Raw genomic sequence first — 26,718 nt, 5'->3', positions numbered from 1 at the left:
TAGGCCTGCGTTTGTGATTTTTCTGGCATTTGGCAAACCACCATTTCCTTATTAATTCCATTAACCATTCGCTTGCAGGCCATGGCAACATCCACCGATATCACCCGTCCGTATATCAGCTATGAAAAGGCCTTCAACAGGCAGATCACCCGCGCCATGGACAGCCAGCAGGTGGACGTGGTGGTACTCACGCCGCAAGAGTTCGTAGGCGTCCTGCAAGACAGATCGCGCAATGACCCGCGCCTGGCAGCCAGCCTGCGCGCCATCCTGTCCCAAAGCGCCCTGGGCCGGTATTGGACGCAGACGGCCAGCCCCAATGCCGGCAAACCCTGGACCATCCCCGCCTCCATGTTGGCCAATGACGCGTACCTGTTCACCAGAACGCTGATTGCATTGCGCCTTGCCGGTGCGCGCACCTATGTCAAGGCGACGCCCAAAGGCACCTATATCATCATCACGGGCCGAGCCGGGTTTCGCGGCAATCTGCTGCAGGGCACGCGCTTTCTCACCACCAATCCCCGCATGGTCCAGATGGGTCTGGGCATGCGCGGCCTTCAAGGCGTGGCCAGAGGGGGCTTCATCTTGAGTTTGGTCGTGGGCATCGGCGTGGAGACATTGGACTTCATCTTCAACGACGAGAAGACCATGCATGACCTGGTGGGTGGTATTGGAGTGGAGGCGGTCAAGGCAGGGTTAGCGACGATGGTGGGCCTTGGAGCAGGATTAGTGGTGGGCGTAGGTGCAGCAACTCTTGCCATCTTGCCGTTAGTCACAATGGCTGTCGCAGTGTTCTTGTCTGGGATAGCTTTGAATAAAATTGACGAGATTTGGGATATAAAGAAGAATGTGATTTTCGCATTAAAAATGCAAACAGACAGTACTCCCCATGGAATATATCGCATCAATCCCAATGCTGTGACTGAGAGAAAATTAAATAGTCAAAGTGAAAGAATAAAATACAATTATGCATCATCGGAACCAAATAATATCTTGCTACTTCCTATCAACAGGAAAAATTGACGGATATCAAAATGAAAACAAACAACTTAACCGAGATTAGAAAATCATTAATATATGGAATTCCATCAATTCTATTTGTTTTATTTTTCTCAATTTGGAATACAGAAAATTCATTTCTAAAAACAATCGCCGATCTAAAAAATTCAGCCCCCTCGGTAAGAATCACACCTGGTGATTTGGTCGGGGTATATTTCCCGATAATGGGATTTACGATAATTGTATCAGTGATACAAAAAGCAATACCCTGCAAAGCAAGCACTCAAATAATCTCAGAGCGCATTCTTGCGATCTCTGTAATCACAGGCGGAGGAATTATGCTCTTCTGCCTTCTTGTTGTTACACCTTTTCAGTATTACGCCATGCCAAGATTAGGATATACACGCTGCAATATATTAGAAGGCCATCCAAATATTTATTTTTCAGACTGGGTGAAAAACCCTGACTGGTGCGTACGCGGCAAAAGCAGGGAGTGGGTTAATGAGCAAGCCCGTCTAGGCGGTAGCCCCGAGCTAAATCCATAAAAAAAGTGCAGATCACAAGGCCTACATCTTTCTGACCTATCCGCGTAGTGTGGTTGCATGTGTGTCAGAACAACTCCTCGCTGGCTCCCCAGAAATCACTAGGCTTCCGCGCAAACACTAGGCCCAGTCTTTAGCAGCGGTGGCGGCAGCGAATAACGGTCGCATGAAGCAGGTACTGGACCCGAAACGCCCAGCCATGGCCTTAATGGCACCCTATACCGGGATAGATTTAAATAGAATCGATAAACACCGGAAATAAAAACATTATTTCCTAATAACCGACCATGCCTGATCAGTCGCAAAATTTATGAGTCTTTAAATGGACAAAAGAAATTTAACCGAAATCAGAAAATCACCAATATGGAGTATTCCACTTTTTCTTCTGCTTCTAGCAATGTCAATTTGGAGTATTTTCTATTCTCTATATGAAACCGTAGATGATTTAAATAAACTCGCCCCATCTGTAAGAATCACACCATTTGATCCAATTGCGTTGTGTGTGCCAATAATTTCAATCACAGGAATTATCATTGCAATACAAAAATCAGTCCCCTGTACAGAAGACGCTATAAAAATCCCAACGCGTATTTTTTTATCCGCCATAGCCGTTGGAGTTTTTATTATGTTTTTCTGTATTTTTGCAATTACGCCTTTGCAATACTATGCCATGCCAAAATTAGGCTATACACGCTGCAATATTCTGGAAGACCACCCCACCATTTATTTCACAGACTGGGTAAAGAATCCCGCCTGGTGCGTGCGTGGCAAAAGCCGGGAATGGGTCAAAGAGCAAGCCCATCTTGCCCAATGACCCGATGATTTTTTCCGGGTAGGTAAAGAGGGGGCGAATGGCCTACCGGCCCAGGAACAGGCGGGTGGCGCGCAGGCCCAGGGGCGTCCAGTGCAGGCCCGGTGACATGGCCTGTACCAGCAACTCATGCTGGGCCGCTGGATCTAGCGTGGGGTAGCGCTGCTCGAAGAGCATCAGGTCGGTGTCCAGTTCCTGCGCGCTGCGGCCCGGGTCCGGTCGCGCGCCACGGGATGTGCGCAGGCGCTCGGCCACGCGAAAGCTCATGCGCCGCGCCGGTTTGCCGGGCTCGGCCACGGATTCGAAGGAGGCGCCATCCGCACTGGCCGGCCCACGCAGCCAGTCATGAATGACTTGCAGCTCATAGGGAGAGAAAACACCAAACATCTCTGCCCGCTCGCCCTGCAGCAGCTGCCAGAAGCGGCTTTCCTCCGCAGGCCGGTTGCGTTGTATCCAGCGTGCCTGCTCCAGCGCGGCCAGGAAGGCAGGCATGTCCTGCGGACGGGACAGCCAGTCATTGACGCTGCGGCCGGCCACCTTGCAGAAGTCCGAGTGCGCGCCATGCCCGGAAGGCGATTTGCGCGCCAGGATGCGCACCACCTCAGCTTCGATGTCGAACGACCGGATCACGTCCAGCGTGCTGGTGCCCGTGTCTGCCAGCCGGGCGCCCGCGCGTACGCGGCGCCAGTATTCGCCGCCATCGTCAATGCGCGGCGCGTTCTCCCAGGCGGCAATGCAGGCGCGCCGGGCATGGCCCGTGTCGGCGTTGTCCACGGTGACATGCAGCGTGAAGTAGTAGGGATCTATCCCCAGTTCATTGAGTTCGTAGGCGGTGATGAGCAGGTGCAGCGGCAATTGCTCATAGCCCAGGTTGAATCCCACGATCTCGGGCAGGAACTGCTGCGCATTCCAGCCCAACGCCAGCTGTACCAGTCCCTGCCGGTACAGGTCGTCGGGCAGGTCCTCCACGGGATCAAGGCCATACCTGGCCAGCAGCTCCCGGTAGAGCTTGACGTGGTTCTTGTCGGCCATGCCGTCGCCCAGTTCTTCCACATAGGTGGTGACCAGGTCCGACATGCGTGAGTTGCCCGCGTGCGCGCACAGGCCGTAGAGCCAGGAACCGTCCACCAGCTTGGTAGGGGCCACATTGCGCAGGAAGTACAGGGCATGTGCGCGGTTGCCGAAGTAGCGGCGTGCCGCACCCGCCTTGCGCTCTGCCAAGTAGGCCTGGTACTGGGCGTGCACTTTTTCGACATTGGCACGCATCCAGTCGGTCAGGTGCTCCGGGTTGTCCGGCAGGCCATCGGCATCGGCAGAGGTCTCGGCGATCACGCCGTGCAGGAAGTCCGCAGCAGCCTGGCGCTCCTGTTCGGTGGGCAGATGGTTGGCCAGGCGCTCGTAGAGCGGCACATGCAGGAAAGAAGGCTCAAGCGTGCCTGCGCCAGCGGCCAGTTCGGTACGTGGGGGGTCCAGCAGTTCTGTGTTCATGGTGGGGCTTTGGTCCGTAACGCCTTCAGGATGCGGTGTGGCCCTCGGTACAGCCATCGGGCCAACGCCTTCCTGTGCGTCGTAATACGCCTACCCTTGGCGCAGGCGCCCGGGCCAGCCCGCCGTCGCCCTGGCGCCCGCGCTCATGGCAGGGGAACAGGATCCGGCCCGGCCTTGCCGGCGAGCATTGGCTGGTACTGGGCGCCGGCCTGCTGGCCCTGCTTCGTGCTCTTGGCCAATCCCTCGGATGTCTCCACAAGGTTGCGAAGGTAGGAGCCTGCCTGCTCAACCGACCAGTGCCTGAGCGTGTAGAGCCAGATTTCCTCCAGATCGGCTTCGGCCAGCGGCGACAGTCGGTAGGGCTTATCCATGCTTTGCGTGCATGCGGCTCAAAAACGCTTCGCTGTCAAACGGGCGCGGCTCGCCGGACTGACGGCCAGCGTTCAGAGCCTCTTGCAATGCCTTCACCCTGATTTCGTGCTCTTCCAGCAGCCGCAACCCGGTTCTGACCACATCACTGGCGGAGCCATAGCGCCCGCCTTGGACTTGGGCATCAATGAATTCCGTGAAGTGCGGCCCCAGGGCCACGGATGTGTTTCGGCTCATGGCGTTCTCCAGATGACGTACCGATATATCCAAATATTGGTACATCGTCACTGCAACAGTCGTTCAGCGCGCATCTTGGTGCCCACGTGTACTCCCCCTCCCCACCACCTCAAACCCCATATCCTGCGCTGCCGCCGCCACGCCACCGGCCATGCGCGCAATCAGTGCCTCTGCGCCCAGGCGGCCGATGGCGGCGCCGTCCACGCGCACGGTGGACAGGGCGGGCCAGGCGTCCAGCGCCAGGGCCTGGTCGCCAAAGCCCAGCACGCCGAATTCCTCTGGCATGCGCAGGCCCAGCGCGTGGGCGTGGGAGAGCACGCCTTGCGCCAGCGCATCGGAGCTGCAGAAGACGGCATCGGCCTCCGGTACCTGGGAGCGCAGGGCGTTCAAGGCATCACGGCCACGGCCGGATTGGGGGATGGCTTCCGAGAAGACGATTTGCGCAGGAACCGGGGCACCGGCTTCCGCGGCGGCGCGGGTGAAGCCCAGGGCACGGCGGGCGGCGCGGCTGTCGTCGGCGCGCAGGATGGCCGGGCGCCGGTAGCCGCAGGCGGCGAGGTGACGGAAGGCTGCGCGGCCCGCGTCTTCCTGAGAGAAGCCGACCACCATGTCCAGCGGATGGGGCTGGTAGTCCCAGAGTTCGACCACGGGCACGTCGGCATTGACCAGCAGGCGCCGCGTGCGAGCCGTGTGCTCGGTGCCGGTGAGCACGATGCCGTCCGGGCGGCGGCTGAGCATGGCGGCCAGCCAGGTTTCCTCATGCTCCGGGTCATAGCTGGAGATGCCCAGCGTGGTTTCATAGCGCTGCGCGGCCAGGGTGTGGATGAGCGCATCGAGCATGTCGGAAAACAGCGAGTGCCCCACCGAGGGCACGATGGCCGCCACCAGCCGCGTCTGGCGCGAGGTCAGCCCGCCCGCCAGGGAGTTGGGCACGTAGCCCGATTGCTCCACGGCCTGCGCCACGCGCAGCCGCGTGGCCTCGGCCACCAGTTCAGGCCGGTGCAGCGCGCGCGAGGCGGTGATGGGCGACACGCCGGCAATGCGGGCCAGGTCCTTGAGCGTGGGCGCATTGGCGTTGCGCAGGGTGCGGAGGGTCATGCGAGGCCTTTGCCTGGAATGGCGATGGAGATGCGGCTTGAGGATGATTGCGTGGTCATGTTAACGATGATGTCCATCAGCACGGTCTGATTGTTTCCCCTCGTACGTCCGAATGGAGAGCGCTGCCTTTGCTTGAAATGATTGCGCAATCATTCAAGAGGAGACCACCATGCGCCCTTCGCTCTCCAACCGCCGCAGCGCCATGGCGCGCCTGCTGGCTGCGGCCCTGGCTCCGGCCTCGATGCTGCCCCCGGCACACGCCCAGGCCCAGGCCGCCTGGCCGGTCAGGCCGATCACGCTGGTGATTCCCTTCCCTCCCGGTGGCCAGACCGATGTGGTGGGCCGGCTGGTGGGAGAGCGCCTGTCGCAGCGCCTGGGCCAGCCCGTGGTGGTGGAGAACCGGCCCGGCGTGAATGGCTCGCTGGCCTCCGAGGCCGTAGCGCGGGCGCGGGCCGATGGCTACACGCTGGTGATTGGCGGGCCGGGCACGCATGCCATCAACCAGCTGGTCAATCCCAACGTGAGGTACGACGCGCGGCGGGATTTCACGCACATTGCCATGCTGGGGCGCGTGCCCATGCTGCTGCTGGCCTCGCCCAGGCTGAAGGTCGCTTCGGTGGCCGATGTGGTGGCCCTGGCCCAGGCCAGCCCCGGCACGGTGAATGTGGCGCTGACGGGCATTGGCTCGTCCAGCCATGTGACGACGGAGCTGCTGCGCCAGGCGGCCGGCGTGAGCTTCAACAACGTTCCCTACAAGGGCGATGTGCCCGCCATGACCGATGTGATGGGCGGCCAGGCAGACCTGCTGTTCGTGCCCGCCACCTCGGCCGTGGGCTTTGCGCAGGCGGGCAAGCTGCGTGCGCTGGCCGTGGCAGGCGAGCGGCGCCTGGCGGCCCTGCCCGATGTGCCCACCATGGCCGAGGCCGGCCAGCCGCAGGTCGTCAACTATTCATGGACCAGCCTGGCGGGCCCGCCGGGCATGCCGGCCGATGTGGTGGAGCGGCTCAACCAGGCCTGCCAGTCCCTCCTGGCCGAGCCCGAGGTGGTGGCCCGCCTGACCGCCATGAGCAACGAGCCCACGCCGGGCACGCCCGCCCAGGCCGCCAGCTTCATCGCCGCCGAGGTGGCGCGCTGGAGCGAGGTGGTGCGCAAGGGAAACATCCAGGTCCAATGAACAGCTTCAGGAAAGCCCCCATGAGCATGCTGCCCGCCAATACGTTCAAGCGCGCGCTGCGCGAAGGCCGCCCGCAGATCGGCCTGTGGTCCACCATTCCCTCCCCCTTTGTCTGCGAGATGATCGGCGGCGCGGGCTACGACTGGGTGCTGCTCGATACCGAGCACACGCCCACCGACGTGCCGCTGATGCTGGGCCAGCTGCAGGCCGTGGCCGCCGCCCTGCCCGCACCGGGCGCCCTGCCCGTGCATGCCGTGGTGCGGCCCGCCTGCAACGACGCGGTGCTGATCAAGCGCTACCTGGACCTGGGCGCCCAGTCCCTGCTGCTGCCCTTTGTGCAGAACGCGCAGCAAGCGCGGGATGCCATGCGCTATGCCCCCCAGGGCATGCGCGGCATGGGCGGTTCCACTCGCGCGGCCAACTTCGGGCGCACGGCCGACTATGTGGCACGTGCGGCCGACGAGCTGTGCCTGCTGGTGCAGGTGGAGACGGCCGAGGCGCTGGAGCAGATAGAGGCGATTGCGGCCGTCGATGGCGTGGACGGCATCTTCATCGGCCCCGCCGACCTGTCGGCCAGCCTGGGCTATCCGGGCCAGGCGCGCCACCCTGTGGTGAACCGGGCCATCGACCAGGCCATCGCCCGCATCCGCGCCTGCGGCAAGGCGCCGGGGATCCTGATGGTGGACGAGGCACGGGCGCGCGAATGCCTGGAGCTGGGCGCGCAGTTCGTGGCCGTGGCGCTGGACACGCTCTTGCTGCGCGACGGGCTGGATGCGGCGGCGGCGCGATTCAGAAAAAGGCCGCTGGCCGCGAACCCGCCAGGGCCCGCAACCACTGCCGGCAGCTACTGAGGAGCCCCACAACCATGACACGTTCCCCCGAATCCCTGCGCAGCGCACGCTGGTTTGCTCCCGATGATTTCCGCTCCTTCGGCCACCGCTCGCGCGTGCTGCAGATGGGCTATGGCTACGAGGACTGGATGGGCAAGCCCGTGATCGCCATCGTCAACACCTGGAGCGATGCCAACCAGTGCCATGCCCACTTCAGGCAGCGCGTGAAAGACGTCAAGCGCGGCGTGCTGCAGGCGGGCGGCTTTCCGCTGGAGCTGCCGGCCATCTCGCTGTCGGAAAGCATGGTCAAGCCCACGACCATGGTCTATCGCAACTTCCTGGCCATGGAGACGGAGGAGCTGCTGCGCAGCCACCCGGTGGACGGCGCCGTGCTCATGGGCGGCTGCGACAAGACCACGCCGGGGCTGACCATGGGGGCGATCTCCATGGGCCTTCCCTTCATCTACCTGCCGGCCGGCCCCATGCTGCGCGGCAACTGGAAGGGGCAGGTACTGGGCTCGGGCTCGGACGCCTTCAAGTTCTGGGACGAACGCCGCGCCGGCCGCCTGGATGAGCAGGCCTGGCGCGAGATGGAAGCCGGCATTGCCCGCAGCCACGGCACCTGCATGACCATGGGCACGGCGGCCACCATGATGGGCATTGCCGAGGCCGTGGGCCTGGCGCTGCCGGGCGCTTCGTCCATTCCGGCCGCCGACGCCAACCACATCCGCATGAGCGCCGAGTGCGGCCGCCGCATCGTGCAGATGGTGTGGGAAGACCTCACGCCCGCCCGCATGCTCACGCGTGCGCATTTCGAGAACGGCATTGCCTGCGCCATGGCCATGGGCTGCTCCACCAACGCCATCATTCACCTGATCGGCATGTCGCGGCGCGCGGGCCATCCGGTCAGCCTCGATGACTTCGACGCCTTCAGCCGCCGCGTGCCCGTGATCGCCAACATCCGGCCCAGCGGCGACCGCTATCTGATGGAGGACTTCTTCTATGCAGGCGGCCTGCGCGCCCTGCTGGAACGCATCCGCCCGCATCTGGACACCGGGGCCATGACGGTCAATGGCAAGACCCTGGGCGAGAACATTGCGGGCAGCCAGGTCCACCAGGACGACGTGATCCGCCCCCTGTCCAGCCCCATCTACGCAGAAGGGGCGCTGGCCGTGCTGCGCGGCAACCTGGCGCCGGACGGCGTGGTCATCAAGCCCAGCGCCTGCGCCCCGCACCTGCTGCGCCACACGGGCCGCGCGCTGGTATTCGACGACTACCCCAGCCTCAAGCAGGCCGTGGACGACCCCCATCTCGATGTGAACGGCGAAGACATCCTGGTGCTGCGCAACGCCGGCCCCAAGGGCGCGGGCATGCCCGAATGGGGCATGCTGCCCATTCCCACCAGGCTACTCAAGCAAGGCGTGAAAGACATGCTGCGCCTGTCCGACGCCCGCATGAGCGGCACCAGCTACGGCGGCTGCCTGCTGCACTGCTCGCCCGAATCCGCCGTGGGCGGGCCGCTGGCCCTGGTGCGCACGGGCGACCGCATCACGGTGGACGTGCCCGCCCGCCGCATCCACCTGGAAGTCAGCGACTCAGAACTCGCCACCCGCCGCGCCGCATGGACGCCCCCGCCCGCGCGCTATGAGCGCGGCTACGGCTGGCTGTTCGGCCGCCATATCCTGCAGGCCAATGAGGGATGCGATTTTGATTTTCTGGAGACGGGCTTTGGGAGGGCTGTGCCGGAGCCGGATATTTTTTGAGAGCGTGAATGGCACAGGGTCTTCCCAGGCGCAGGGCGGCCCGTGCAGCCCTGCCTGTCCAGGTTCTACGACATCAGCCGCCTCCAGGCTGACGGCCAAGTCCTACATCGCCACTCCTTTTTGTCATGAATAGTGGCTCTGTTTTCGACAAGATACTGATTCAAGCAAGCCAATGGAAACGCCATATCCAATTGAATATTGATGAATACGAAAACCGCCGCATTCATCAGATATCGATAGGCATTTTCTAATAGCGACACACCGTTTCCCCCAGGTCCACGCGCACGCAAGCCCCCTGCCCTTCGCGGGCAGCCGTTCCCGTTTCCCCGCTGCCTTGCACCGCCGTGGACCTCAACCCAGAAGCAGAGGTGGCTGTGGACTTTCTCAGAAGCATCTTTCATCAGGCTCCGGAAATCGCGCTGTTCGCGGCCTTGGCGCTCGGTTACTGGGTGGGCAAGTTCAGGTTCGGGTCGTTCCAGCTGGGGGGCGTGGCGGGGTCGCTGCTGGCGGCGGTGCTGATCAGCCAGGTGGGGGTGACCATCGATTCGGGCATCAAGGCGGTGCTGTTCGCGCTGTTCATCTATGCCGTGGGTTTCGAGAGCGGGCCGCAGTTTTTCCGCTCGCTGGGGCGGCAGTCGGTCAAGGAGATCCTGATGGCCCTGGTGGTGGCCGTGTCGGGGCTGGTCACGGTGGTGGTGATCGCCCGGGTGTTCCATCTGGACAAGGGGCTGGCGGCGGGGCTGGCAGCGGGCGGGCTGACGCAGTCGGCCATCATCGGCACGGCGGGATCGGCCATTGAAAAGCTGGGCCTGGCGCCCGACGAGGTGCAGCGCATGCAGGCCAATGTGGCCATCGGCTATGCGGTGACCTATATCTTCGGCTCCTTCGGCGCCATCATCATGTGCGTGAACGTGCTGCAGTGGCTGACGGGCCGCAAGATCCGCGAGGACGCGATCCAGGCCGAGCAGGAGCTGCTCAAGGGCGTGCGCGTGTACGGAACCGGCGAGTCACCGGCCGTGCCGGATCTGGTGGGGCGCATTTTCCGCGTGGGCCAGGCGGGCCGCACCGTGGCGGAGCTGGAGGCCAGCGCCACCGCCAACGGCGGCACGGTGACGGTGGAGCGCATACAGCGCAGGAACGCGATGGTGGGCGTGGACGGCAGCTTGGCGCTGGAGGCCGGCGACATCATCTTGCTGGTGGGCCGGCGCGCGGCCGTGGTGGCGCTGGGCGCCTCGGTGGGCGAGGAGCTGCAGGGCGCCGAGGGCATGGACGTGGTGATGGTGCGGCGCGACGTGGCCATCTCCAACAACCAGTACCTGAACCGCAGCGTGAAGGACATCCTGGACAGCCTGTCGCAGGAGTTCAAGCACGGTGTGTACGCAGTGGCGCTGATGCGCGCGGGCACGCCGGTGCCGATTGCGCCGAACACCATGGTCATGCCGGGCGATGTGGTGACGCTGTTCGGCACGCCGCAGGATGTGCAGAAGGCTGCGCAGTCGGTGGGCCCCATCATCGTGCCCAGCGACAAGACGGACTTTGTCTTCCACGGCCTGGGCATCACGGTAGGCCTGCTGATCGGGCTGCTGGTGCTGCGCCTGGGCTCCATTCCCATCACGCTGGGCAGCGGCGGCGGCGCCCTGCTGGCGGGCCTGCTGTTCGGCTGGTGGCGCAGCCGCAAGCACACCTTCGGCAACATGCCCACGGCCGCTTCCACGCTGCTGCGCGACCTGGGCCTGGCCGGCTTCGTGGCCATGGTGGGCCTGCAGTCGGGCCAGCAGGCCGTGACCACGGTGATGCAGCAGGGCCTGACGCTGTTCCTGCTGGGCGTGGTGGTGACCATCGTGCCGCTGCTGATCGCCATGCTGTTCGGCAAGTACGTGCTGCGCTATGACAACGTGGCCGTGTTCGCGGGCTCGCTGTCGGGGGCGCGCAGCGCCAACCCGGCGTTTGGCGAGATTCTGGACAAGGCCGGCAACTCGATTCCCACGGCACCGTTTGCGATCACCTATGCGCTGGCCAATGTGTTCCTCACATTGCTGGGGCCGCTGGTCATCGCCTTTGCCTGAACACCCCTGATCTATTCCCAAGGACCACCAAGGACCATCACAAGGAGCTGCGCAATGAGCAAGGATTATCGGAGTCTGGCGAATTTGAGCCCGTTCGAACTCAAGGACGAACTGATCAAGGTGGCCTCGGGCAAGGCCAACCGCCTCATGCTCAATGCGGGGCGCGGCAATCCCAACTTCCTGGCGACCACGCCGCGCCGGGCGTTCTTCCGGCTGGGGCTGTTCGCGGCGGCGGAGTCGGAGCTGTCGTACTCCTACATGACGGTGGGCGTGGGCGGGCTGGCCAAGCTCGACGGCATCGAGGGGCGCTTCGAGCGCTTCATCGCCGAGCACCGCGACCAGGAGGGCGTGAAGTTCCTGGGCAAGTCGCTGAGCTATGTGCGCGACCAGCTGGGGCTGGACCCCGCCGCCTTCCTGCATGAGATGGTGGACGGCATCCTGGGCTGCAACTACCCCGTGCCGCCGCGCATGCTCACCGTGAGCGAGCAGGTCGTGCGCCAGTACATCGTCCGCGAAATGGCGGGCGGCGCCGTGCCGCCCGAGTCGGTGGACCTGTTCGCGGTCGAGGGCGGCACGGCAGCCATGGCCTATATCTTCGAGAGCCTGCGCATCAGCGGCCTGCTCAAGGCCGGCGACAAGGTGGCCATCGGCATGCCGGTGTTCACGCCGTATATCGAGATTCCCGAACTGGCCCAGTACGACCTCAAGGAAGTGCCCATACACGCGGACCCCGACAACGGCTGGCAGTACTCCGACGCCGAGCTGGACAAGCTCAAGGACCCGGACGTCAAGATCTTCTTCTGCGTGAACCCCAGCAACCCGCCGTCCGTGAAGATGGACCAGCGCAGCCTGGACCGCGTGCGCGCCATCGTGGCCGAGCAGCGGCCCGACCTGCTGATCCTCACCGACGATGTCTACGGCACCTTTGCCGATGAATTCCAGTCCCTTTTCTCGGTCTGCCCCCAGAACACGCTGCTGGTGTATTCGTTCTCCAAGTATTTCGGGGCCACGGGCTGGCGCCTGGGCGTGATCGCGGCGCACAAGGACAACGTGTTCGACCATGCGCTGGCGCAGTTGCCCGAGTCCGCCAAGAAGGCGCTGGACCACCGCTACCGCTCGCTGCTGCCCGATGTGCGCTCGCTCAAGTTCATCGACCGCCTGGTGGCCGACAGCCGCGTGGTGGCGCTGAACCACACGGCCGGCCTGTCCACGCCGCAGCAGGTGCAGATGGTGCTGTTCTCGCTGTTTGCGCTCATGGATGAAGCGGACGCCTACAAGCAGGCGCTCAAGCAGCTGATCCGCCGCCGCGAGGCCACGCTGTACCGCGAGCTGGGCATGCCCCCGCTGGAAAATCCCAACTCGGTCAACTACTACACGCTGATCGACCTGCAGAACGTGACCTGCCGGCTCTATGGCGAGGCCTTCTCGCAATGGGCCGTGCAGCAGTCGTCCACGGGCGACATGCTGTTCCGCGTGGCCGATGAGACCGGCATCGTGCTGCTGCCGGGCCGTGGCTTCGGGTCCGACCGCCCCTCGGGCCGCGCCTCGCTGGCCAACCTCAACGAGTACGAGTACGCAGCCATAGGCCGCGCCCTGCGCCGGCTGGCCGACGAGCTGTACGAGCAGTACAAGGCGCTGGGCAAGGAGTAGGCCCTGCGCCAAGGCCTGCACGGCTCATCGCAGCTGTCGGGCCTTGACCACCAGCAGCGCCCCGGCCATCAGGCCCACACCGGCCAGTTGCACGGCGTCCAGCACACGCCCGTAGACCACCCAGTCCAGCACGATGGCCGTCAACGGATAGACGTACTGCAGCACGGCGATGCGGCCCAGCGTGAGGCGCGCCATGCCCGCAAAAAGAATGGCATAGGCCAAGCCGGTGTGCAGCACGCCCAGCCCTGCCAGCCAGGCCCAGGACGACGGCGCCTGCGGCCAGCCATGAACCAGCGGCACCCACAGCAGCAGCACGGTGCCGACCGCGCATTGCCACCAGGCCAGCGCAAACGGCGTGACCACTTTCTCGGTCTTGGCCAGGATGGTCACGGCCGCATAGCACAGCGAGCCGGCCAGGCACATGAGCAGCCCGGACACATGGTCCGGTCCCCAGGCCGTCGCATCGCCACCCAGCAGCCCCGTGGTCAACACCAGTCCCAGCAACGCCGCCAGCACGGCCGCCACCTGCCGTGGCGCCATGGCCTCGCGCAGCACCAGGGTGCCGAACAGCATGATCCACACCGGCTGGATGTGGAACACGATGGTGGCCACGCCAATGGAGGTCAGCGGTATGGCGGCAAAGAACAGCGCCCAGTTCAGCACCATGAGGACGCCGGTGGCCAACACCACCGGCCAACTCCTGCCGCGCACGCGCAACTCCCGCACGCGGCCCGTGGCCAGGCCCCAGGCCAGCAGCGCCAGCGCGCCGAAGGCGCAGCGAAACAGCACGGTGACCAACGGGTGCTGGCGGGCTTCTTCCACAAATACGCCCACGGTGCCCAGCAGCACGCCGCCCGCGATCATCAGCCACTGGCCGCGTGTCTCCTGCGCTGTGGAAGCGGCTTGTGCGGGCACGGCGGGGGCTACGGATGCGGCCTGTAAGAAATGGGTTCTGTCTTGCATGGCCGCGATCGTCTCGTGGCAGCAAATTCTCGTAAAGCAAATAGTTTGCAGGTTTAGTATTCGATATTCGAATCCATGGAGCGTGCCGTGAACCACCCCGACCTGCAGATCGACTGGCTGCGTGCCCTGGTGGCCGTGGTGGATGCGGGCTCGCTCTCGGCTGCCGCGCCGCTGCTGCACCGATCACAGGCCGCCGTGAGCATGCAGATCAAGAAGCTGGAGACAGCGTTGGGCCAGCCCGTGCTGCTGCGCGGCCCGCGCCATTTGCAGCTCACGCCCGAAGGCGCGGAGCTGCTGGGCTATGCGCGGCGCATGCTGGAGCTGCAAGCCCAGGCGCAGGCGGCCCTGTTCGGCCCCGACCTGTCCGGGCGCGTGCGGCTGGGCGTGCCGGACGACTACGCATCCACCTATCTGACGCCCGTGCTGCGCAGCTTTGCAGGCCGCTACCAGGGCGTGGAGATCGAACTGACCTGCGAGCAGTCCACCGCGCTGATCCCGCAGGTGGTGCGCGGCACGCTGGACCTGGCCCTGGTCTCGCGCGACAGGCCGCAGCGCGGGCGCCTGCTGTTCCACGAGCCTCTGGTCTGGGTGGGCGCGCCGCAGCACGAGGTGTGGAGGAAGAATCCCCTGCCGATTGCCGTCTACGAGGCCGCCAGCCTGGCGCGCACGGCGGCGCTGTCCAGCCTGGCGGCCCAGCGGCGCGCGCACCGCGTGGTCTATCACAGCTCCAGCCTTGCCGGCCAGCTGGCCGCCGTGGAAAGCGGCCTGGCCGTGGCCGTATTCACGCGCTGCAGCGTGCCGCCGCACCTGCAGGTGCTGCAGAACCTGCCGGCCGGCTTCGAGCTGCCGCCGCTGGTGTCCATGGAAGTTTCGGCCCTGCGCAGCAAGGCCTCGCAGGGCTCGGCGGCCGTGGATGCCATGTATGGGCAGTTGATTGCGACGCTGGGCCAGGCACCTCAGGAACTGACCAAGGCCTGACGCCTGGCGAGGTTCGGCAAGCATTCTGCGCACGCATTTCGCTGTATTCTTGAAAACATAATGAAATCATCCACCGGCCATTTACCGCAACCTGATTGGGCGCACCTGCAGGCCCGCGCTGGAGAACCGACTTGACGCAAAAATACATCCCCCATCTGCTGGCCCTGGACCGCGAGCGTGACTGGGCGCGCGCAGCGCAGGCCTGCGGCATCTCCGACAACGCGCTGGCCCAGGCCATACGCTCGGCCGAGGCGGAGTTCGGCCACGCGCTGGTGCGTGCGGGCCGGCCTTTCCAGGGGTTCACGCCGGAGGGCGAACAGGTGCTGGCCTGGGCCCGGCAGTTCGCCCAGGCGGTGAATGCACTCAAGCACTGCTTTGCCGACACGCGCAAGCGGGCGGGCCTGGCGCCCCTGCTGGCGCGGCGCTCCGTCTCGCCCAGGCGGCTGGCCATGCCGGGCCCGGACAGCGGCGACATGGACCTGATGATCGAGGCGGCGCTATGTTCACCAGACCATGGTGCATTGCATCCCTGGCGCATTCTGGAGTTTCCAGTCCATCAACGTGCAGCATTGGCTGCTCTGTTCGAACAGGAAAAACTGCGCCGCGACCCGCTGGCCCCGGCCGATGACATCCGCCGCGCCCGCGAGCACGCCACGCGTGCACCGGCACTGCTGGCCTTCATCATCTCTCCCAAGCTGCGCTCGCGCGTTCCCGTGCGCGAGCAATGGCTGGCCGCAGGGGCTGCGCTGGGCAACTTCCTCAATGCTGCGCACCAGTTGGGCTTTGGCGCCATCATGCTCAGCGGCGAGCGCTGCTTTGATCCAGCCATCCACACCGCACTGGGCCTGGAGGACGGCGAGCACCTGGCCGGCTTCATCAGCCTGGGCACCATCACCAGCCAGCCATCCCCGCGCGCAACGGTGGCGCCCTCTTCCATGCGCACGGCATGGCAGGCGGAGCAGGCAGCAGCGGTCACGGCACAGGCCCTTCTCCAGCCAGACGGCAACCACCACAGCCACGGCAGCGATCTTTGAAGCCGCAGCCAGCGCGTGCAGGGTGGCGCGCAGGTGGCGCACTGACTGCGCGGGGCGGTTAGAGTTGCGGGGCTGCTGCGCCCTCTTGCATCCTCTTGCGCCCTCTTTTCCATCACGGAACAAGCTTTCATGATCATCCGGCCCCGCCCCCACTGGCTGCGCATGCTCTTCGTGCTGCGCGGCTCGGTGCTGCCCGACATCCTGCCCCAGCTGATGGCCGCCACCCTGTTCGCCGTGCTGGTCACGGCCCTGCACGGCCAGCTGTTCGCGTGGAAGGTGCCGCTGAACTTCGTGCCGTTTTCGCTGATCGGGCTGACGCTGGCCATCTTCCTGGGCTTTCGCAACAGCACCAGCTATGCGCGCTATTGGGAGGCGCGCACGCTGTGGGGCACCCTGCTCAACGAGACACGCTCCCTGGTGCGCCAGGCCCGGACCTTGACGGACGCGCCGCAGCACGCCCCGGCCCTGGCCATGGTGCTGGCGGCCTTCGTGCACGCGCTGCGCCACCAGTTGCGCGGCACCGATGCCGCGGCCGACATGCGTCGCCTGCTGCCTGCCGCCGACTGCGAACGCCTGGCCACGGCGCGCTTCAAGCCTGCCGTGCTGCTGCTCATGGCCGGCGAATGGCTGCAGGCGCGCCGCCAAGACGGCAGCCTGCAGCCCGTGCTGGTGCCCGCCATGGAGGCGCCCCTGTGCAAGCTGGGCGAGGCGCTGGGCGGCTGCGAACGCATTGCGGGCACGCCGATTCCCTTCACCTACGCAGTGATCATCCACCGCACCATCTACCTGTACTGCCTGCTGCTGCCCTTCGGCCTGGTGGATTCCATCGGCTTCATGACGCCGGTGATCGTGGCCTTCATCGCCTACACCTTCTTCGCGCTGGAGGCGCTGGGCGCCGAGCTGGAGGAGCCCTTCGGCACGGCGCCCAACGACCTGGCGCTGGACGCCATGTCGCAGATGATCGAGGCCACGCTGCGCGAGCTGACCGGCGAGGTGCTGCCGCCTGCGCCGCAGCACAAGGATGTGCTGTTCCTGACCTGACCCTGCCTGCCGGCCCGGACAGCGCCAGCGGCACAATCTGCCACCCGCATCACAGAAAAAGGACAAGCGCCATGACGGAGACAAGCAAGGTCAAGGGACCGGCCTCGTATTTCCCTTCCATCGAGAAGACCTACGGCCAGCCGATTGCGCACTGGATGGACCTGCTGCAACAGCAGGACACCCGCAAGCACATGGAACTGGTGGGCTGGCTCAAGGCCCAGCACCAGATGGGGCACGGCCATGCGAATGCGCTGGTGGCCGTGTTCCTGGCACAGGCCTGACCTGCAGCCAGCAACCCTCAGCCGATGGCCGTGCCGAAAGCCTGGCGCACGGCGGCACCCGCCTCGTCAAACAGGCGGCGTGATGCCGGCGCCAGCCCCAGCATGTGCATGCAGGCGTGCACCATGCCGGGCAGGCGCACTAACTTCACCGCAACACCTGCCTGGGCCAGCCGCTGCGCATAGGCTTCGGCCTCGTCGCGCAGCGGGTCGTATTCGCAGCTGATCACCGTGGCTTGGGGCAGGCCTGCCAGGTGTTCCGCGCGCAGCGGAGAGACGAGTTCGTGCCGCCCCGGAGCCGCATCGCCCAGATACGCGCCATAGCAGTACTCCATGGCCGCACGCGTGAGGTAGTGGCCCTCGCCGAACTGCTGGAACGACGGCGAGTCCATGGCCGCGTCCAGCGCCGGGTACAGCAGCAGTTGGTGGGCGATGGCCGGTGCGCCCGCCGCTCCCCAGCCTTCTTGCTGCCGTGCCAGCAGGCAGGCGGCGGCCGCGAGGTTGCCGCCCGCGCTGTCTCCGGCCACGCCGATGCGCCTGCGGTCCAAGCCCAGCGCATCGGCCTGTTCAAAGGTCCAGGCAATGGCATCGCAGAAGTCATGCAGCGGCACGGGAAAGCGGTGCTCGGGCGCCAGCCGGTAGTCCACCGAGACCACGACGGCGCCCGTTGCCGCGGCCAATGCGCGGCAGGGGTTGTCGTAGACCTCCAGCGAACCGAGGCACCAGCCGCCGCCGTGGGCGAAGACCAGGGCGGGCTGGGGCGTGGGTGTGTCCGAGGCCAGCGGCCGGTAGATGCGCACGCGCAGCGGCGCACCGTCGCGCGCGGGCAGCGTGAAGTCTTCGGTGCGGGCCACGGCCTCGGCCGGGCCGTGCAGGGCGCGCAGCCCGGCGTCGGTGGCCTCGCGCAGCGCCGCCAGCGTGGGCTGCGTGGGCGGGGCCACGGCCTGGGTTGCCTGCGCCAGCTCGGCGAGATAGCGCGCAATGTCAGCGTCCAGGCCCATGGTCACAGCGTCCTTTGCAGGAAGGGCAGCAGTTCGGCGATGAAGGGCTCGGCAGCCTCCTCCATGATGAAGTGGCCGCAGCCCGGCACGATCACGCCCGACAGGTCATCGGCATGGCCGCGCAGCGTGGCCAGCGGCGCATCGGCCGTGGCGTGCTCGGCGCCAATGGCCAGCACGGGCATGGCCAGCGGGCGCAGCGCACGCTCGCGGTTCTGGCGGATGGTTTCGGGAATGGCGCGGTAGTAGGCAAAGCCGCCGCGCAGGCCACCGGGCGCCGCATAGGCATCGACATAGACGTCGACGGCCACGCGGTCGCGCCGCAGCGACCAGCGGTTGAACATGAATTCCAGGTAGGCACGCTCGCGCCCCGCGATCAGGGTCTCGGGCAGGTCGGCCAGCTGGTTGAACATGAAGTGCCACAGGAAGATGTTCTGTTCTGGCGGCGCAAAGATACTGGGCTCGGGCGCCAGGCCGGGGATCACGGCCTCGGTCAGCGCCAGGGACTGCACGGCCTGCGGCTGGTCGCTGGCCAGTGCATAGGCCACCCACATGCCCACGTCGTGGCCGGCGACCTGGTAACGCTCATGGCCCAGCGCCAGCATGGTGCGGTGCAGGGTCAGCGCAATGGAGCCCGTGTCGTAGCCGGTGTCGGGCCGGTCCGAAAAGCCCGTGCCCGGCGGATCGACGGCAATGGCCTGGAAGCCCTGCGCCGCCAGTGCCTGCATGACGTGGCGCCAGGCATACCAGGTCTGGGGCCAGCCCGGGATCAGCAGCACGGGCGCGCCCTGCCCGGCCGTGATGCAGTGGATGCGGCGGCCGTCGATGCGCACGTAGTCGTGCGAGAACTCGCAGGCTTGGTCTTCCTGCTTGCGCAGGGCGTTCGATGTGAAAGCGTTCATTGTTGGATTCTTTTTGAGGTTCTTTGGCTGCGGGCGAGCTCAGGCGATGCCGAGCATGGCGTTGATCTGGCGCTGGTCCACGGGGGCGCCGGCGAAGTCGTCAAAGATCTTGTCGGTGACGCGGATGATGTGGCGGTTGATGAAGTCCACGCCCTCGCGCGCACCGTCTTCCTGGTCCTTGAGGCAGCACTCCCATTCCAGCGAGGCCCAGCCCTGGTAGTCGTACTGGGCGAACTTGGAGAAGATGGCCTTGAAGTCCACCTGCCCGTCACCCAGCGAACGGAAGCGCCCTGCCCGCTCCAGCCACGAGGAATAGCCGCCGTAGATGCCCTGGCGCCCGCTGGGCAGGAACTCCGCATCCTTCACATGGAACATGCGGATGTGCTCGCGGTAGATGTCGATGTAGTCGAGGTAGTTGAGCTGCTGCAGCACGAAATGGCTGGGATCGAACAGGATCTTGCAGCGCGCGTGCTGGCCCACCAGCTCATGGAAGCGCTCGAAGCTGGTGCCGTCGTGCAGGTCTTCGCTGGGGTGGATTTCGTAGCACAGGTTCACGCCTTGCTCGTCGCACGCGTCGAGGATGGGGCGCCAGCGGCGCGCCAGCTCCTCGAAGGCGGTTTCGATCAGGCCGGCCGGGCGCTGCGGAAACGGGAACAGATAGGGCCAGGCGAACGAGCCCGAGAACGTGCCCATGTCGCTCAGCCCCATGCGGCGCGATGCACTGGCCGACAGCTTGAGCTGCTCCAGCGCCCAGGCCGTGCGTGCGGCCGGATTGCCGCGCAGCGCCTCGGGCGCAAAGCTGTCGCACATGGCGTCGTAGGCCGGGTGCACGGCCACGAGCTGGCCAAAGATGTGCGTGGTCAGCTCGCTGGCCACCAGGCCGTGCGAGGCCAGCATGCCGCTGACATCGTCGCAATAGGTCTGGCTGCTGGCGGCCGTGGCCACGTCGAACAGGCGCTGGTCCCAGGCGGGAATCTGCAGGCCCTTGAAGCCCACGCCGGCTGCCCAGCGTGCGATGTCTTCCAGGGAATTGAACGGTGCCTTGTTGTCGGCGAACTGCGCCAGATGAAGGCTTGGGCCCTTGATGGTCTGCATGTGGTTTCCTTGCGTTGAGCTATTGTTTGTTGATCGACAAATAATAGTATCACGCCAATGCGGCTGCTTTTGCGAAGCCGATGCAAGACAGCATCACGGCGCCGCTAAGATGCCGCCCTGACTGTTGAGAAGGATGAGGAAGATGGCCGGAAGACCCAGGGAATTTGACCGAGACCAGGCGCTGGAGCGCGCCATGCTGGCGTTCTGGCGGCGAGGCTACGAGGGCACGTCCATGGCCGACCTGGTGCAGGCGCTGGGCATTGCGTCAGCGCGCATCTATGCGGCCTTCGGCAGCAAGCAGGACCTGTTCCGCGAGGCCGTGCAGCGCTACGAGGCCGGTGATGGCGGCTTTGCCGACCGCGCCATGGCCCAGGAGCCGCGTGTGCGCGACGCCCTGGCCCGCGTGCTGCGCGATGCCGTGGCCACCTATACGGACGATGCCCATCCGCTGGGCTGCATGGTGGTCACCGCCGCCACCAATTGCGCCGAGGAAAACGAGGCAGTCGCCGCCTGGCTGGCCGAACACCGCCGCCAGCGCACGCAGTCCCTGATCGACCGCCTTCAACGGGCGCTGGATGAAGGCGAGCTGCGCGCAGGCACCGATGTGCAGGCGCTGGGCGATTTCTATGCCACGCAACTGCATGGCATCTCCGTGCAGGCCCGCGATGGCGTGCCGCGCCAGCGGCTGCTGGCTGCAGTGCAAACCGCCTTGCTGCTGCTGGACACGGCGCTGGAGCCGGCGCTGACGCCCGCAGCCAAGGCGGGCTGAGCCGTCAGGCGCCGAGCTTTTGCAGTTTTTGCAGCTCGGCGCGCAACTGGATCACGCTGGGCGTGACGATGGGGATGAAGGCCGACTCACGCCAGCGGCGGGCAAAGCCATCGTCCGCATCCAGGCTGTAGGCGCGGCCGCCGGCCGTCTGCAGCTCCAGCTGCATGGCCTGCTGCACGCAGTCGTGCAGGGCCAGGCGCAGCGCGAAAAGCCGCTCGGGCGCCTCCACGAAATCGCCGGCCTCTACCCCGGCCTTGAGTGCCGCCACCGCCTGCTCCAGATGGCTGCGGGTATCGTCCAGCGGCTGCTGCAGCACATGCCCGCCCTGCCCCATGCGCGAGGCGGCCTGCGCACACGCCGCGCGCGCCAGGCCGATGGACAGGCCGCATTGCATGCCCAGGAAGGCCGGGCGCACACGCGGCAGGAATCCGCCGGCGCGCTCGGCCAGCAGATCGTCTTCGGTGATGGCCACGTCCTTGAGTTGCAAGGCAGCGGTGTTGGTGCCGCGCAGGGCAATCAGCTCCAGATCCGGTGAGCGCTCCAGCCCGGGGCGATCGGACGGCAGGGCCACGATCATGGGCGGCGCGCCGTCGTCACGCGCCACGGCAATGGCGGCCAGAAAGCGCGGCCCGCGCAGGTTGGTGCACCAGGGCACGCTGCCGTTGAGCAGCCAGCCGCCGCCTTCCCGGGCCGTGGCGCGGATGTTGAGTGCCTCCAGCCCGCTGAGGAATTTCATGATGTTGGACAGCCCCGAGGCACCGGCCGCCTCGCCCGCCAGCAGCGCAGGCAGCCAGCGCTCGCACAGGGCTGCATTGCCGGTGTTCGCCAGCATCTCGATCAGCACGCGCTGGCCCCAGAAGGCAAAGGCGGCGGACATGGAGTGCGTGGCCACCTGGGCAATCGCCTCGATGGCATCGCCGGCGCTTCCGCCCTGCCCGCCCAAGGCATCAGCCAAGCCGTGGCCCAGCAGCCCGGCTTCGGCCAGATAGGGCACGACGGCGGCCGTGGCCTCGCCGTTGCCGGCATCCAGCGCCTGGGCACGTGCATCCAGCCATTGGCGGTTGGCGCCGGTCAGCAGGGGGAAATCGGGTATGTGGCTTGTCATCTTGCGGGTCACCATAAAAAAAGGGACCGCTGTGGGCACAGCGGTCCCTTGCCATCCTAGCGCAGCGCACAGGCTGCGCAGATGACGCAGCGCAGGCTCAGTGCGCCGCCACCTTGCCGGGGCGTGTTTCCTCGCGCAGGGCCTTGACCTTGTCGCTCAGGCCGGCCCAGGGCTGCAGGCCGTACTGGCTGCGCATGGTGTTGAGCAGCGTGGCGATCTGATCGTCGCTGAGGTTGTGGCGGAAGGCGGGCATGGTGCCCAGCTGCGGGCGCGCCGGTTGCGTGATGCCGTTGAGCACCACATGGATGGCGTTGGTCGGCGAGTCGCTATACAGATTGGTGTTCAGCGACAGCTGGGGACGCACGCCGAAGCTGCTGCCGGCCAGCACGCCGCTGGGGTCGGCGCGGTGGCAGGCCATGCAGGCGCCCTGGTACAGGCGATAGCCCTGGGCGTCGACCGGCAGCTTGGCAACCTCGGTCTTTTCCTTCACCAGGGCCTGGGCGTCCCCTGCGCCAGCGGCGTCTGCCACGGGCTTGCGGTACGACATCAGGTAGGTGGCCATGGCGTTGATGTCCTCGGCCGACTGGTGGGACAGGCCTTCGATCACGGGCGCCATGGGGCCAGCGGCCACGCCGTGGCGCTCCGAGAAACCGGTCTGCATGTAGCGGACCAGGTCTTCTCGCGTCCAGGGCAGCGGAGCCACGGCCTTGTCGTTGAGCGCGGGCGCATCCCAGCCGTCGATGAAGGCGCCGGCCAGGTGGTCGGCACCCTTTTTCTCGGCGCCGAACTGGTTGCGCGGCGAGTGGCAGGCCGCGCAGTGGCCCAGGCCTTCGACCAGGTAGGCGCCGCGAATCCACTCGCCCGACTGGTTGGCGGGCGCGGGCTGCTCGCCCGGCTCCAGGTACAGCGCATTCCACAGGGCCAGCCCTCGGCGCACGTTGAACGGGAAGTTCAGCGCGGTCTTGGGTGCCTCGTTGGAGACAGCCGGCTCGGTCATCAGGAAGGCGTACAGCGCCTTCATGTCCTCATCGGTCACGCGGGTGAACGCCGTGTACGGGAAGGCGGGGTACAGGTAGTTGCCCTCGCGGTCCACGCCATGGCGCATGGCGCGCTCGAAGGCCTCATACGACCAGCGGCCGATGCCGGTTTCGGCATCGGGCGTGATGTTGGTCGAGTAGATGGTGCCGAAGGGGCTGGGCATGGCCAGGCCGCCTGCGTTGCGCTGGCCGCCCGGGGCCGTGTGGCAGACCGCGCAGTCGCCCATGTGCGCCAGGCGGCGCCCCTGGTCGATCTGCTGCTGGCTGAATTCCTGCACCGGGATCTGCTGCAGGGGCGCGATTTCGCTGCGGCCCGTGGCCAGCCAGAAGGCGGCGCCGGCCACGGCGGCCAGGCCGACCACGCCGAGGGTGATTTTCTTGAGTGTGTGCATGTTCCGGTCCTCCGCTCTCAGTTCTGTGCCTTGTCGGCCGGGGCTGCATCGGCAGCCTGTGCCTTGAGTGCGGCCAGCACGCGTGCCGGGGTGAACGGCACTTCGCGCAGGCGCACGCCGGTGGCGTCGAACACGGCGTTGGAGACAGCGGCGGCGCTGGGCACGGAGGCAGATTCGCCCGCGCCCATGGGGTCTTCGCCAGGGCGCTCGACCAGTTGCACGTCGATCTCGGGCAGCTCGTCAAAGCGCAGGATGGGGTAGCCACCCCAGTCCAGCGAGGTCACGCCCTTGCTGTCGAAGGTCACGTACTCCTTGAGCACGCGGCTGGTGGACTGGATGATGTTGCCGTGCACCTGGTGGCGCACGCCGGCAGGGTTGACCATCTCGCCGCAGTCATGGGCGACAAAGACCTTGTCCACCTTGATCACGCCGGTCTCGCGGTCCACGGTCACGTCGCAGATCCAGGTGGCCCAGGCCGCGCCGTAGCCAGGGAACTTGCTGTGGTAGTAGCGGGCATAGGCAAAGCCGCGGCCCTTGACCAGACGCTGGTCGGCCGGCGCGGGGTTGCGGTGGGCCGGGCCATCCTGCCAGCCGGCCTGCTTGTGCGCAGCGTGCGTCAGCGCCACGGCGCGCGGGTCCTTCAGGTAGCGCAGGCGGTAGGCCAGCGGGTCTTCACCGGCCAGGTAGGCGCATTCGTCGATCCAGCATTCATGGGCAAAGACGTTGGGCAGGGCCGAGACGCCGCGCATCCACGACGCGCGCACGATGGGCGCCGCATCCTGCGAGACCACGCGCATCCTGGGGTACTCGTACTGCGGGATGGCCGTACGGTCGCCCATCTGCAGCACCTTGGGCTTGTTGGGCACCTTGCCCGTCAGGATCAGGGCCAGGGCCGCCGCATCGTTGGACGGGTAGCAGGTCTTGAGCTCGTAGCCCAGCACGGCATGGTTCTCGTCCAGGCCGCCGCGCACGCGGATCAATTGGCCCGTACCCTTGGGCTCCCAGGCGGCTTCCTGCTCGCGCATCAGCTGCACGCGCACCGGGCGGCCCACGGCCTGCGACAGCAGCACGGCGTCGGATGCCACGTCGTCCGCGCAATTGCGGCCATAGCAGCCTGAGGCTTCCAGGCGCGTCACATTGATCTGGTCGGCCGCCATGCCGGTCAGCGTGGCGATGTCCTTGCGCACGTCGTGCGGGTTCTGCGATCCGGTCCAGACCTGGATCTGGCTGGCGGACACCTCGGCCACGGCGCAGGACGGGCCGATGGAGGCATGCAGGTGGTAGGGCCAGACGTAGTCGGCCTCGATCACCTTCTTGGCGCCCGAGAAGGCCTCGTCAATGCCCGCGTCCTCGCGCAGCATGCGGTCGGTCTTCTCGTGCTTGACCAGGGTGTCGTGCATGGCGTTCAGCGACAGGTCGGGCACGCCGGCCCAGTCCTTCCACTTCACCTCCAGCTGGCGCATGGCGGCAATGGCCTGCTCTTCGCGCTCGGCCACGATGCCCACGAAATCGCCCTGCACCACCACCTTGACGATGCCCGGCAGATGAGCGACCGACTGCTCGTTCACAGAGATCAGGCTGCTGCCCAGCGGAGCCGACGCATCGGCACCGCCATAGGGCGGGCGCACCACGCGGCCGTGCAGCATGCCGGGCACGCGCACATCGTGCACATAGGCCAGCGCGCCCAGCACCTTGGCCGGAATGTCCACGCGCTGCACGGACTTGCCGATGTAGTTGAAACCGCCGGTGCGCAGCGGCACTTCCTTGTCCAGCGCAATGTTCAGGTCCTGGCCCTGGGCCAGTTCGCCGTAGCCGATGCGTCGCCCGCCCTTGGCCACCACCGCGCCCTTGGACGTGGTCAGTGCGGACACGGGCTGCTGCAGCTTCTCGGCAGCCAGACCCAGCAGCAGCTGGCGCACCTGCGCGGCGGCCTTGCGCATGGGAATGGCATCCACCTGGATGGTGTTGCTGGCAATGGTCGGGCCCTGGTTGGGCGTGCGGCCCGTGTGGCCCAGCACCATGGTGATGCGTTCGAACTCCACATCGAGTTCGTCGGCCACCAGCTGCGCCAGCGAGGTACGGATGCCCGTGCCCAGGTCCACGTGGCCGTGGTAGGCCGTGACGCTGCCGTCCGCGCCAATGGCGATGAAGCTGCTCACCCGGTCAATGGGGGGAATGGGGAAGGCGCCGGCCACGGCGGGCGCCGTACCCGTGCTTTCAGCCACCAGGCCAGCGGCCGCCACCGAGCTGACCATGACCATGCCGCCCAGCTTGAGCAGGTTGCGGCGCGTCAGTTGAAGGGGGTTGGATGCACTCATGCTGCACCTCCCTGGGCGATCAGCACGCGGGCGCGAGCAGCCGCACGCATGATTTCCACATGCGTGCCGCAGCGGCACAGGTGGCCGGACAGGGCCTGGGTGACTTCCTCGTCGGTGGCCGTGGGCTTGTGGTCGAACAAGGCCACCAGGGCCATGACCATGCCGTTGGTGCAGTAGCCGCACTGGGCGGCCTGCTCGTCAATGAAAGCCTGCTGCACAGGATGCAGTCGGTAGACAGCCTTGCCCTGTGCATCGGCTGCGGGCTTGCCGGCAGGCATGCCCGGCACGGCGGCCGGACGGGCTGCTTCCCAGTCACGCGCCACGCGGGCGTGCTCGGCCTGGGTCGCGTCCTGGGACAGGCCTTCCAGCGTCGTGACCTTCATGCCCTGGACCACGCTCACGGGAACGGAGCAGGAGCGGGCCACCTTGCCGTCGATCAGCACGGCGCATGCGCCGCATTCGCCCAGGCCGCAGCCGAACTTGGGACCGTTGAGCTGCATGTCGTTGCGCAGCACATAAAGCAGCGGCGTCTCAGGGCTCACGCCCTGGATCTCGACCTCTTGTTGGTTGAGAGTGAATTTCATCGTGTGCAAACCTTGTGGTTGACAACAGGTGCAAACCATAGGTGCGCACTGAAAAATCAGGCGACGGGCTCGCCGCGGCCAAGCCCGAAAAAGAAAGCCCACCGCCAACGGGGTGGGCTGTTTTCACGTGGTTTTTAGAGGCAACTCTGATAGATGACTGCCTGTTGTATGCAAACGATTCTATGCCTCGGACTTGCCCA

The 26,718-nt window shown here is 65.8% G+C and carries 25 protein-coding genes; 13 read left to right on the top strand and 12 right to left on the bottom strand.

All coding sequences use genetic code 11. From position 1 onward, the window contains the following. The first annotated feature begins 81 nt into the window (after positions 1-81). From ACUTR7_RS01455 to ACUTR7_RS01445, 3 genes are all read left to right on the top strand, one after another. The gene (locus tag ACUTR7_RS01455; protein WP_445607920.1) at positions 82-1,020 is read left to right on the top strand and encodes a hypothetical protein; all 939 of its coding nucleotides are present in this window, start codon (positions 82-84) and stop codon (positions 1,018-1,020) included. 11 nt (positions 1,021-1,031) lie between these two features. Beyond that, positions 1,032-1,541: a hypothetical protein gene (locus tag ACUTR7_RS01450; RefSeq protein ID WP_445607919.1), complete on the top strand. Its 510-nt coding sequence runs from the start codon at positions 1,032-1,034 to the stop codon at positions 1,539-1,541. A 319-nt stretch (positions 1,542-1,860) separates the two neighbouring features. Then, the gene (locus ACUTR7_RS01445; protein ID WP_445607918.1) at positions 1,861-2,352 is read left to right on the top strand and encodes a hypothetical protein; all 492 of its coding nucleotides are present in this window, start codon (positions 1,861-1,863) and stop codon (positions 2,350-2,352) included. Positions 2,353-2,394: 42 nt separating this feature from the next. On the opposite strand, the gene ACUTR7_RS01440 is transcribed toward ACUTR7_RS01445, so the two are convergent. The 4 genes from ACUTR7_RS01440 to ACUTR7_RS01425 all read right to left on the bottom strand — a co-directional run bounded on the left by ACUTR7_RS01440 (position 2,395) and on the right by ACUTR7_RS01425 (position 5,541). After that, on the bottom strand, positions 2,395-3,837 hold the full coding sequence (locus ACUTR7_RS01440; protein WP_445607917.1) for an iron-containing redox enzyme family protein: 1,443 nt from the start codon (positions 3,835-3,837) through the stop codon (positions 2,395-2,397). Between the two features lie 143 nt (positions 3,838-3,980). Further along, on the bottom strand, positions 3,981-4,208 hold the full coding sequence (locus ACUTR7_RS01435; RefSeq protein WP_016447038.1) for a type II toxin-antitoxin system RelE/ParE family toxin: 228 nt from the start codon (positions 4,206-4,208) through the stop codon (positions 3,981-3,983). After that, positions 4,201-4,443 carry a type II toxin-antitoxin system ParD family antitoxin gene (locus ACUTR7_RS01430; RefSeq protein WP_445607916.1) on the bottom strand — a complete coding sequence of 81 codons (243 nt, stop codon included), beginning with the start codon at positions 4,441-4,443 and terminating at the stop codon, positions 4,201-4,203. Before ACUTR7_RS01430 ends, ACUTR7_RS01435 begins: the two co-directional genes overlap by 8 nt. Positions 4,444-4,506: 63 nt before the next feature. Next, on the bottom strand, positions 4,507-5,541 hold the full coding sequence (locus ACUTR7_RS01425; RefSeq protein WP_445607915.1) for a LacI family DNA-binding transcriptional regulator: 1,035 nt from the start codon (positions 5,539-5,541) through the stop codon (positions 4,507-4,509). Positions 5,542-5,710: 169 nt separating this feature from the next. On the opposite strand from ACUTR7_RS01425, the gene ACUTR7_RS01420 reads away from it, so the two are divergent. The 5 genes from ACUTR7_RS01420 (at position 5,711) to ACUTR7_RS01400 (ending at position 13,024) form a co-directional block, all read left to right on the top strand. Next, positions 5,711-6,715: a Bug family tripartite tricarboxylate transporter substrate binding protein gene (locus ACUTR7_RS01420; RefSeq protein WP_445607914.1), complete on the top strand. Its 1,005-nt coding sequence runs from the start codon at positions 5,711-5,713 to the stop codon at positions 6,713-6,715. A 20-nt stretch (positions 6,716-6,735) separates the two neighbouring features. Further along, entirely contained in the window at positions 6,736-7,566 is an 831-nt protein-coding gene (locus tag ACUTR7_RS01415) for an HpcH/HpaI aldolase family protein (RefSeq protein ID WP_445607913.1), read from the top strand. Between the two features lie 14 nt (positions 7,567-7,580). Further along, positions 7,581-9,308 carry an L-arabinonate dehydratase gene (gene araD, locus ACUTR7_RS01410; RefSeq protein WP_445607912.1) on the top strand — a complete coding sequence of 576 codons (1,728 nt, stop codon included), beginning with the start codon at positions 7,581-7,583 and terminating at the stop codon, positions 9,306-9,308. A gap of 374 nt (positions 9,309-9,682) precedes the next feature. Further along, a complete protein-coding gene (gene aspT / locus ACUTR7_RS01405; protein WP_445607911.1) occupies positions 9,683-11,374 on the top strand; it encodes an aspartate-alanine antiporter in 1,692 nt (563 codons plus the stop codon). A gap of 54 nt (positions 11,375-11,428) precedes the next feature. Continuing rightward, positions 11,429-13,024 (top strand): bifunctional aspartate transaminase/aspartate 4-decarboxylase, encoded by a 1,596-nt coding sequence (locus tag ACUTR7_RS01400; protein ID WP_012205739.1) that lies wholly within the window; start codon positions 11,429-11,431, stop codon positions 13,022-13,024. 24 nt (positions 13,025-13,048) lie between these two features. Here ACUTR7_RS01400 and ACUTR7_RS01395 read toward each other — a convergent pair whose 3' ends face one another. Further along, positions 13,049-13,987, bottom strand: a complete 939-nt coding sequence (locus tag ACUTR7_RS01395) for a DMT family transporter (RefSeq protein WP_445607910.1) — start codon at positions 13,985-13,987, stop codon at positions 13,049-13,051. Between the two features lie 75 nt (positions 13,988-14,062). Between ACUTR7_RS01395 and ACUTR7_RS01390 the strand changes: the two genes are divergently transcribed. The 4 genes from ACUTR7_RS01390 to ACUTR7_RS01375 all read left to right on the top strand — a co-directional run bounded on the left by ACUTR7_RS01390 (position 14,063) and on the right by ACUTR7_RS01375 (position 17,321). Beyond that, on the top strand, positions 14,063-14,965 hold the full coding sequence (locus ACUTR7_RS01390; protein ID WP_445607909.1) for a LysR family transcriptional regulator: 903 nt from the start codon (positions 14,063-14,065) through the stop codon (positions 14,963-14,965). Positions 14,966-15,096: 131 nt separating this feature from the next. Further along, positions 15,097-15,999 (top strand): nitroreductase family protein, encoded by a 903-nt coding sequence (locus ACUTR7_RS01385; protein ID WP_445607908.1) that lies wholly within the window; start codon positions 15,097-15,099, stop codon positions 15,997-15,999. A gap of 129 nt (positions 16,000-16,128) precedes the next feature. Continuing rightward, positions 16,129-17,040, top strand: coding sequence for a bestrophin family protein (locus ACUTR7_RS01380; protein ID WP_017405160.1), 912 nt, complete (start codon positions 16,129-16,131; stop codon positions 17,038-17,040). Between the two features lie 71 nt (positions 17,041-17,111). Continuing rightward, positions 17,112-17,321, top strand: a complete 210-nt coding sequence (locus tag ACUTR7_RS01375) for a DUF4287 domain-containing protein (RefSeq protein WP_013802290.1) — start codon at positions 17,112-17,114, stop codon at positions 17,319-17,321. A 17-nt stretch (positions 17,322-17,338) separates the two neighbouring features. Here the strand turns inward: ACUTR7_RS01375 and ACUTR7_RS01370 are convergent, their stop codons facing one another. Genes ACUTR7_RS01370 through ACUTR7_RS01360 form a run of 3 tightly spaced genes read right to left on the bottom strand, consistent with a single transcriptional unit; the run spans position 17,339 to position 20,313 of the window. Then, positions 17,339-18,319 carry an alpha/beta hydrolase gene (locus tag ACUTR7_RS01370; RefSeq protein WP_445607907.1) on the bottom strand — a complete coding sequence of 327 codons (981 nt, stop codon included), beginning with the start codon at positions 18,317-18,319 and terminating at the stop codon, positions 17,339-17,341. A gap of 2 nt (positions 18,320-18,321) precedes the next feature. Then, complete coding sequence (locus ACUTR7_RS01365; protein ID WP_012205750.1) at positions 18,322-19,218, bottom strand: alpha/beta fold hydrolase; 897 nt, start codon at positions 19,216-19,218, stop codon at positions 18,322-18,324. A 39-nt stretch (positions 19,219-19,257) separates the two neighbouring features. After that, on the bottom strand, positions 19,258-20,313 hold the full coding sequence (locus ACUTR7_RS01360) for a sugar phosphate isomerase/epimerase family protein (protein ID WP_445607906.1): 1,056 nt from the start codon (positions 20,311-20,313) through the stop codon (positions 19,258-19,260). 142 nt (positions 20,314-20,455) lie between these two features. Here ACUTR7_RS01360 and ACUTR7_RS01355 point away from each other — a divergent pair, with 142 nt between their 5' ends. After that, positions 20,456-21,082, top strand: coding sequence for a TetR/AcrR family transcriptional regulator (locus ACUTR7_RS01355; RefSeq protein WP_445607905.1), 627 nt, complete (start codon positions 20,456-20,458; stop codon positions 21,080-21,082). Positions 21,083-21,086: 4 nt separating this feature from the next. Here ACUTR7_RS01355 and ACUTR7_RS01350 read toward each other — a convergent pair whose 3' ends face one another. From ACUTR7_RS01350 to ACUTR7_RS01335, 4 genes are all read right to left on the bottom strand, one after another. Then, positions 21,087-22,202 (bottom strand): acyl-CoA dehydrogenase family protein, encoded by a 1,116-nt coding sequence (locus tag ACUTR7_RS01350; RefSeq protein ID WP_445607904.1) that lies wholly within the window; start codon positions 22,200-22,202, stop codon positions 21,087-21,089. An 82-nt stretch (positions 22,203-22,284) separates the two neighbouring features. Beyond that, a complete protein-coding gene (locus ACUTR7_RS01345; protein WP_013802284.1) occupies positions 22,285-23,616 on the bottom strand; it encodes a c-type cytochrome in 1,332 nt (443 codons plus the stop codon). 17 nt (positions 23,617-23,633) lie between these two features. Further along, positions 23,634-25,934, bottom strand: coding sequence for a xanthine dehydrogenase family protein molybdopterin-binding subunit (locus tag ACUTR7_RS01340; protein ID WP_141831838.1), 2,301 nt, complete (start codon positions 25,932-25,934; stop codon positions 23,634-23,636). Then, positions 25,931-26,518: a (2Fe-2S)-binding protein gene (locus ACUTR7_RS01335; protein ID WP_445607903.1), complete on the bottom strand. Its 588-nt coding sequence runs from the start codon at positions 26,516-26,518 to the stop codon at positions 25,931-25,933. The genes ACUTR7_RS01340 and ACUTR7_RS01335 overlap by 4 nt, the downstream gene beginning before the upstream one ends. Between the last annotated feature and the right edge of the window lie 200 nt (positions 26,519-26,718).

This window comes from Delftia sp. NA_296.1 (assembly GCF_052692095.1).
Note: the sequence above shows the minus strand (reverse complement) of the source record. Positions and strands in the feature narration are given on the sequence as shown.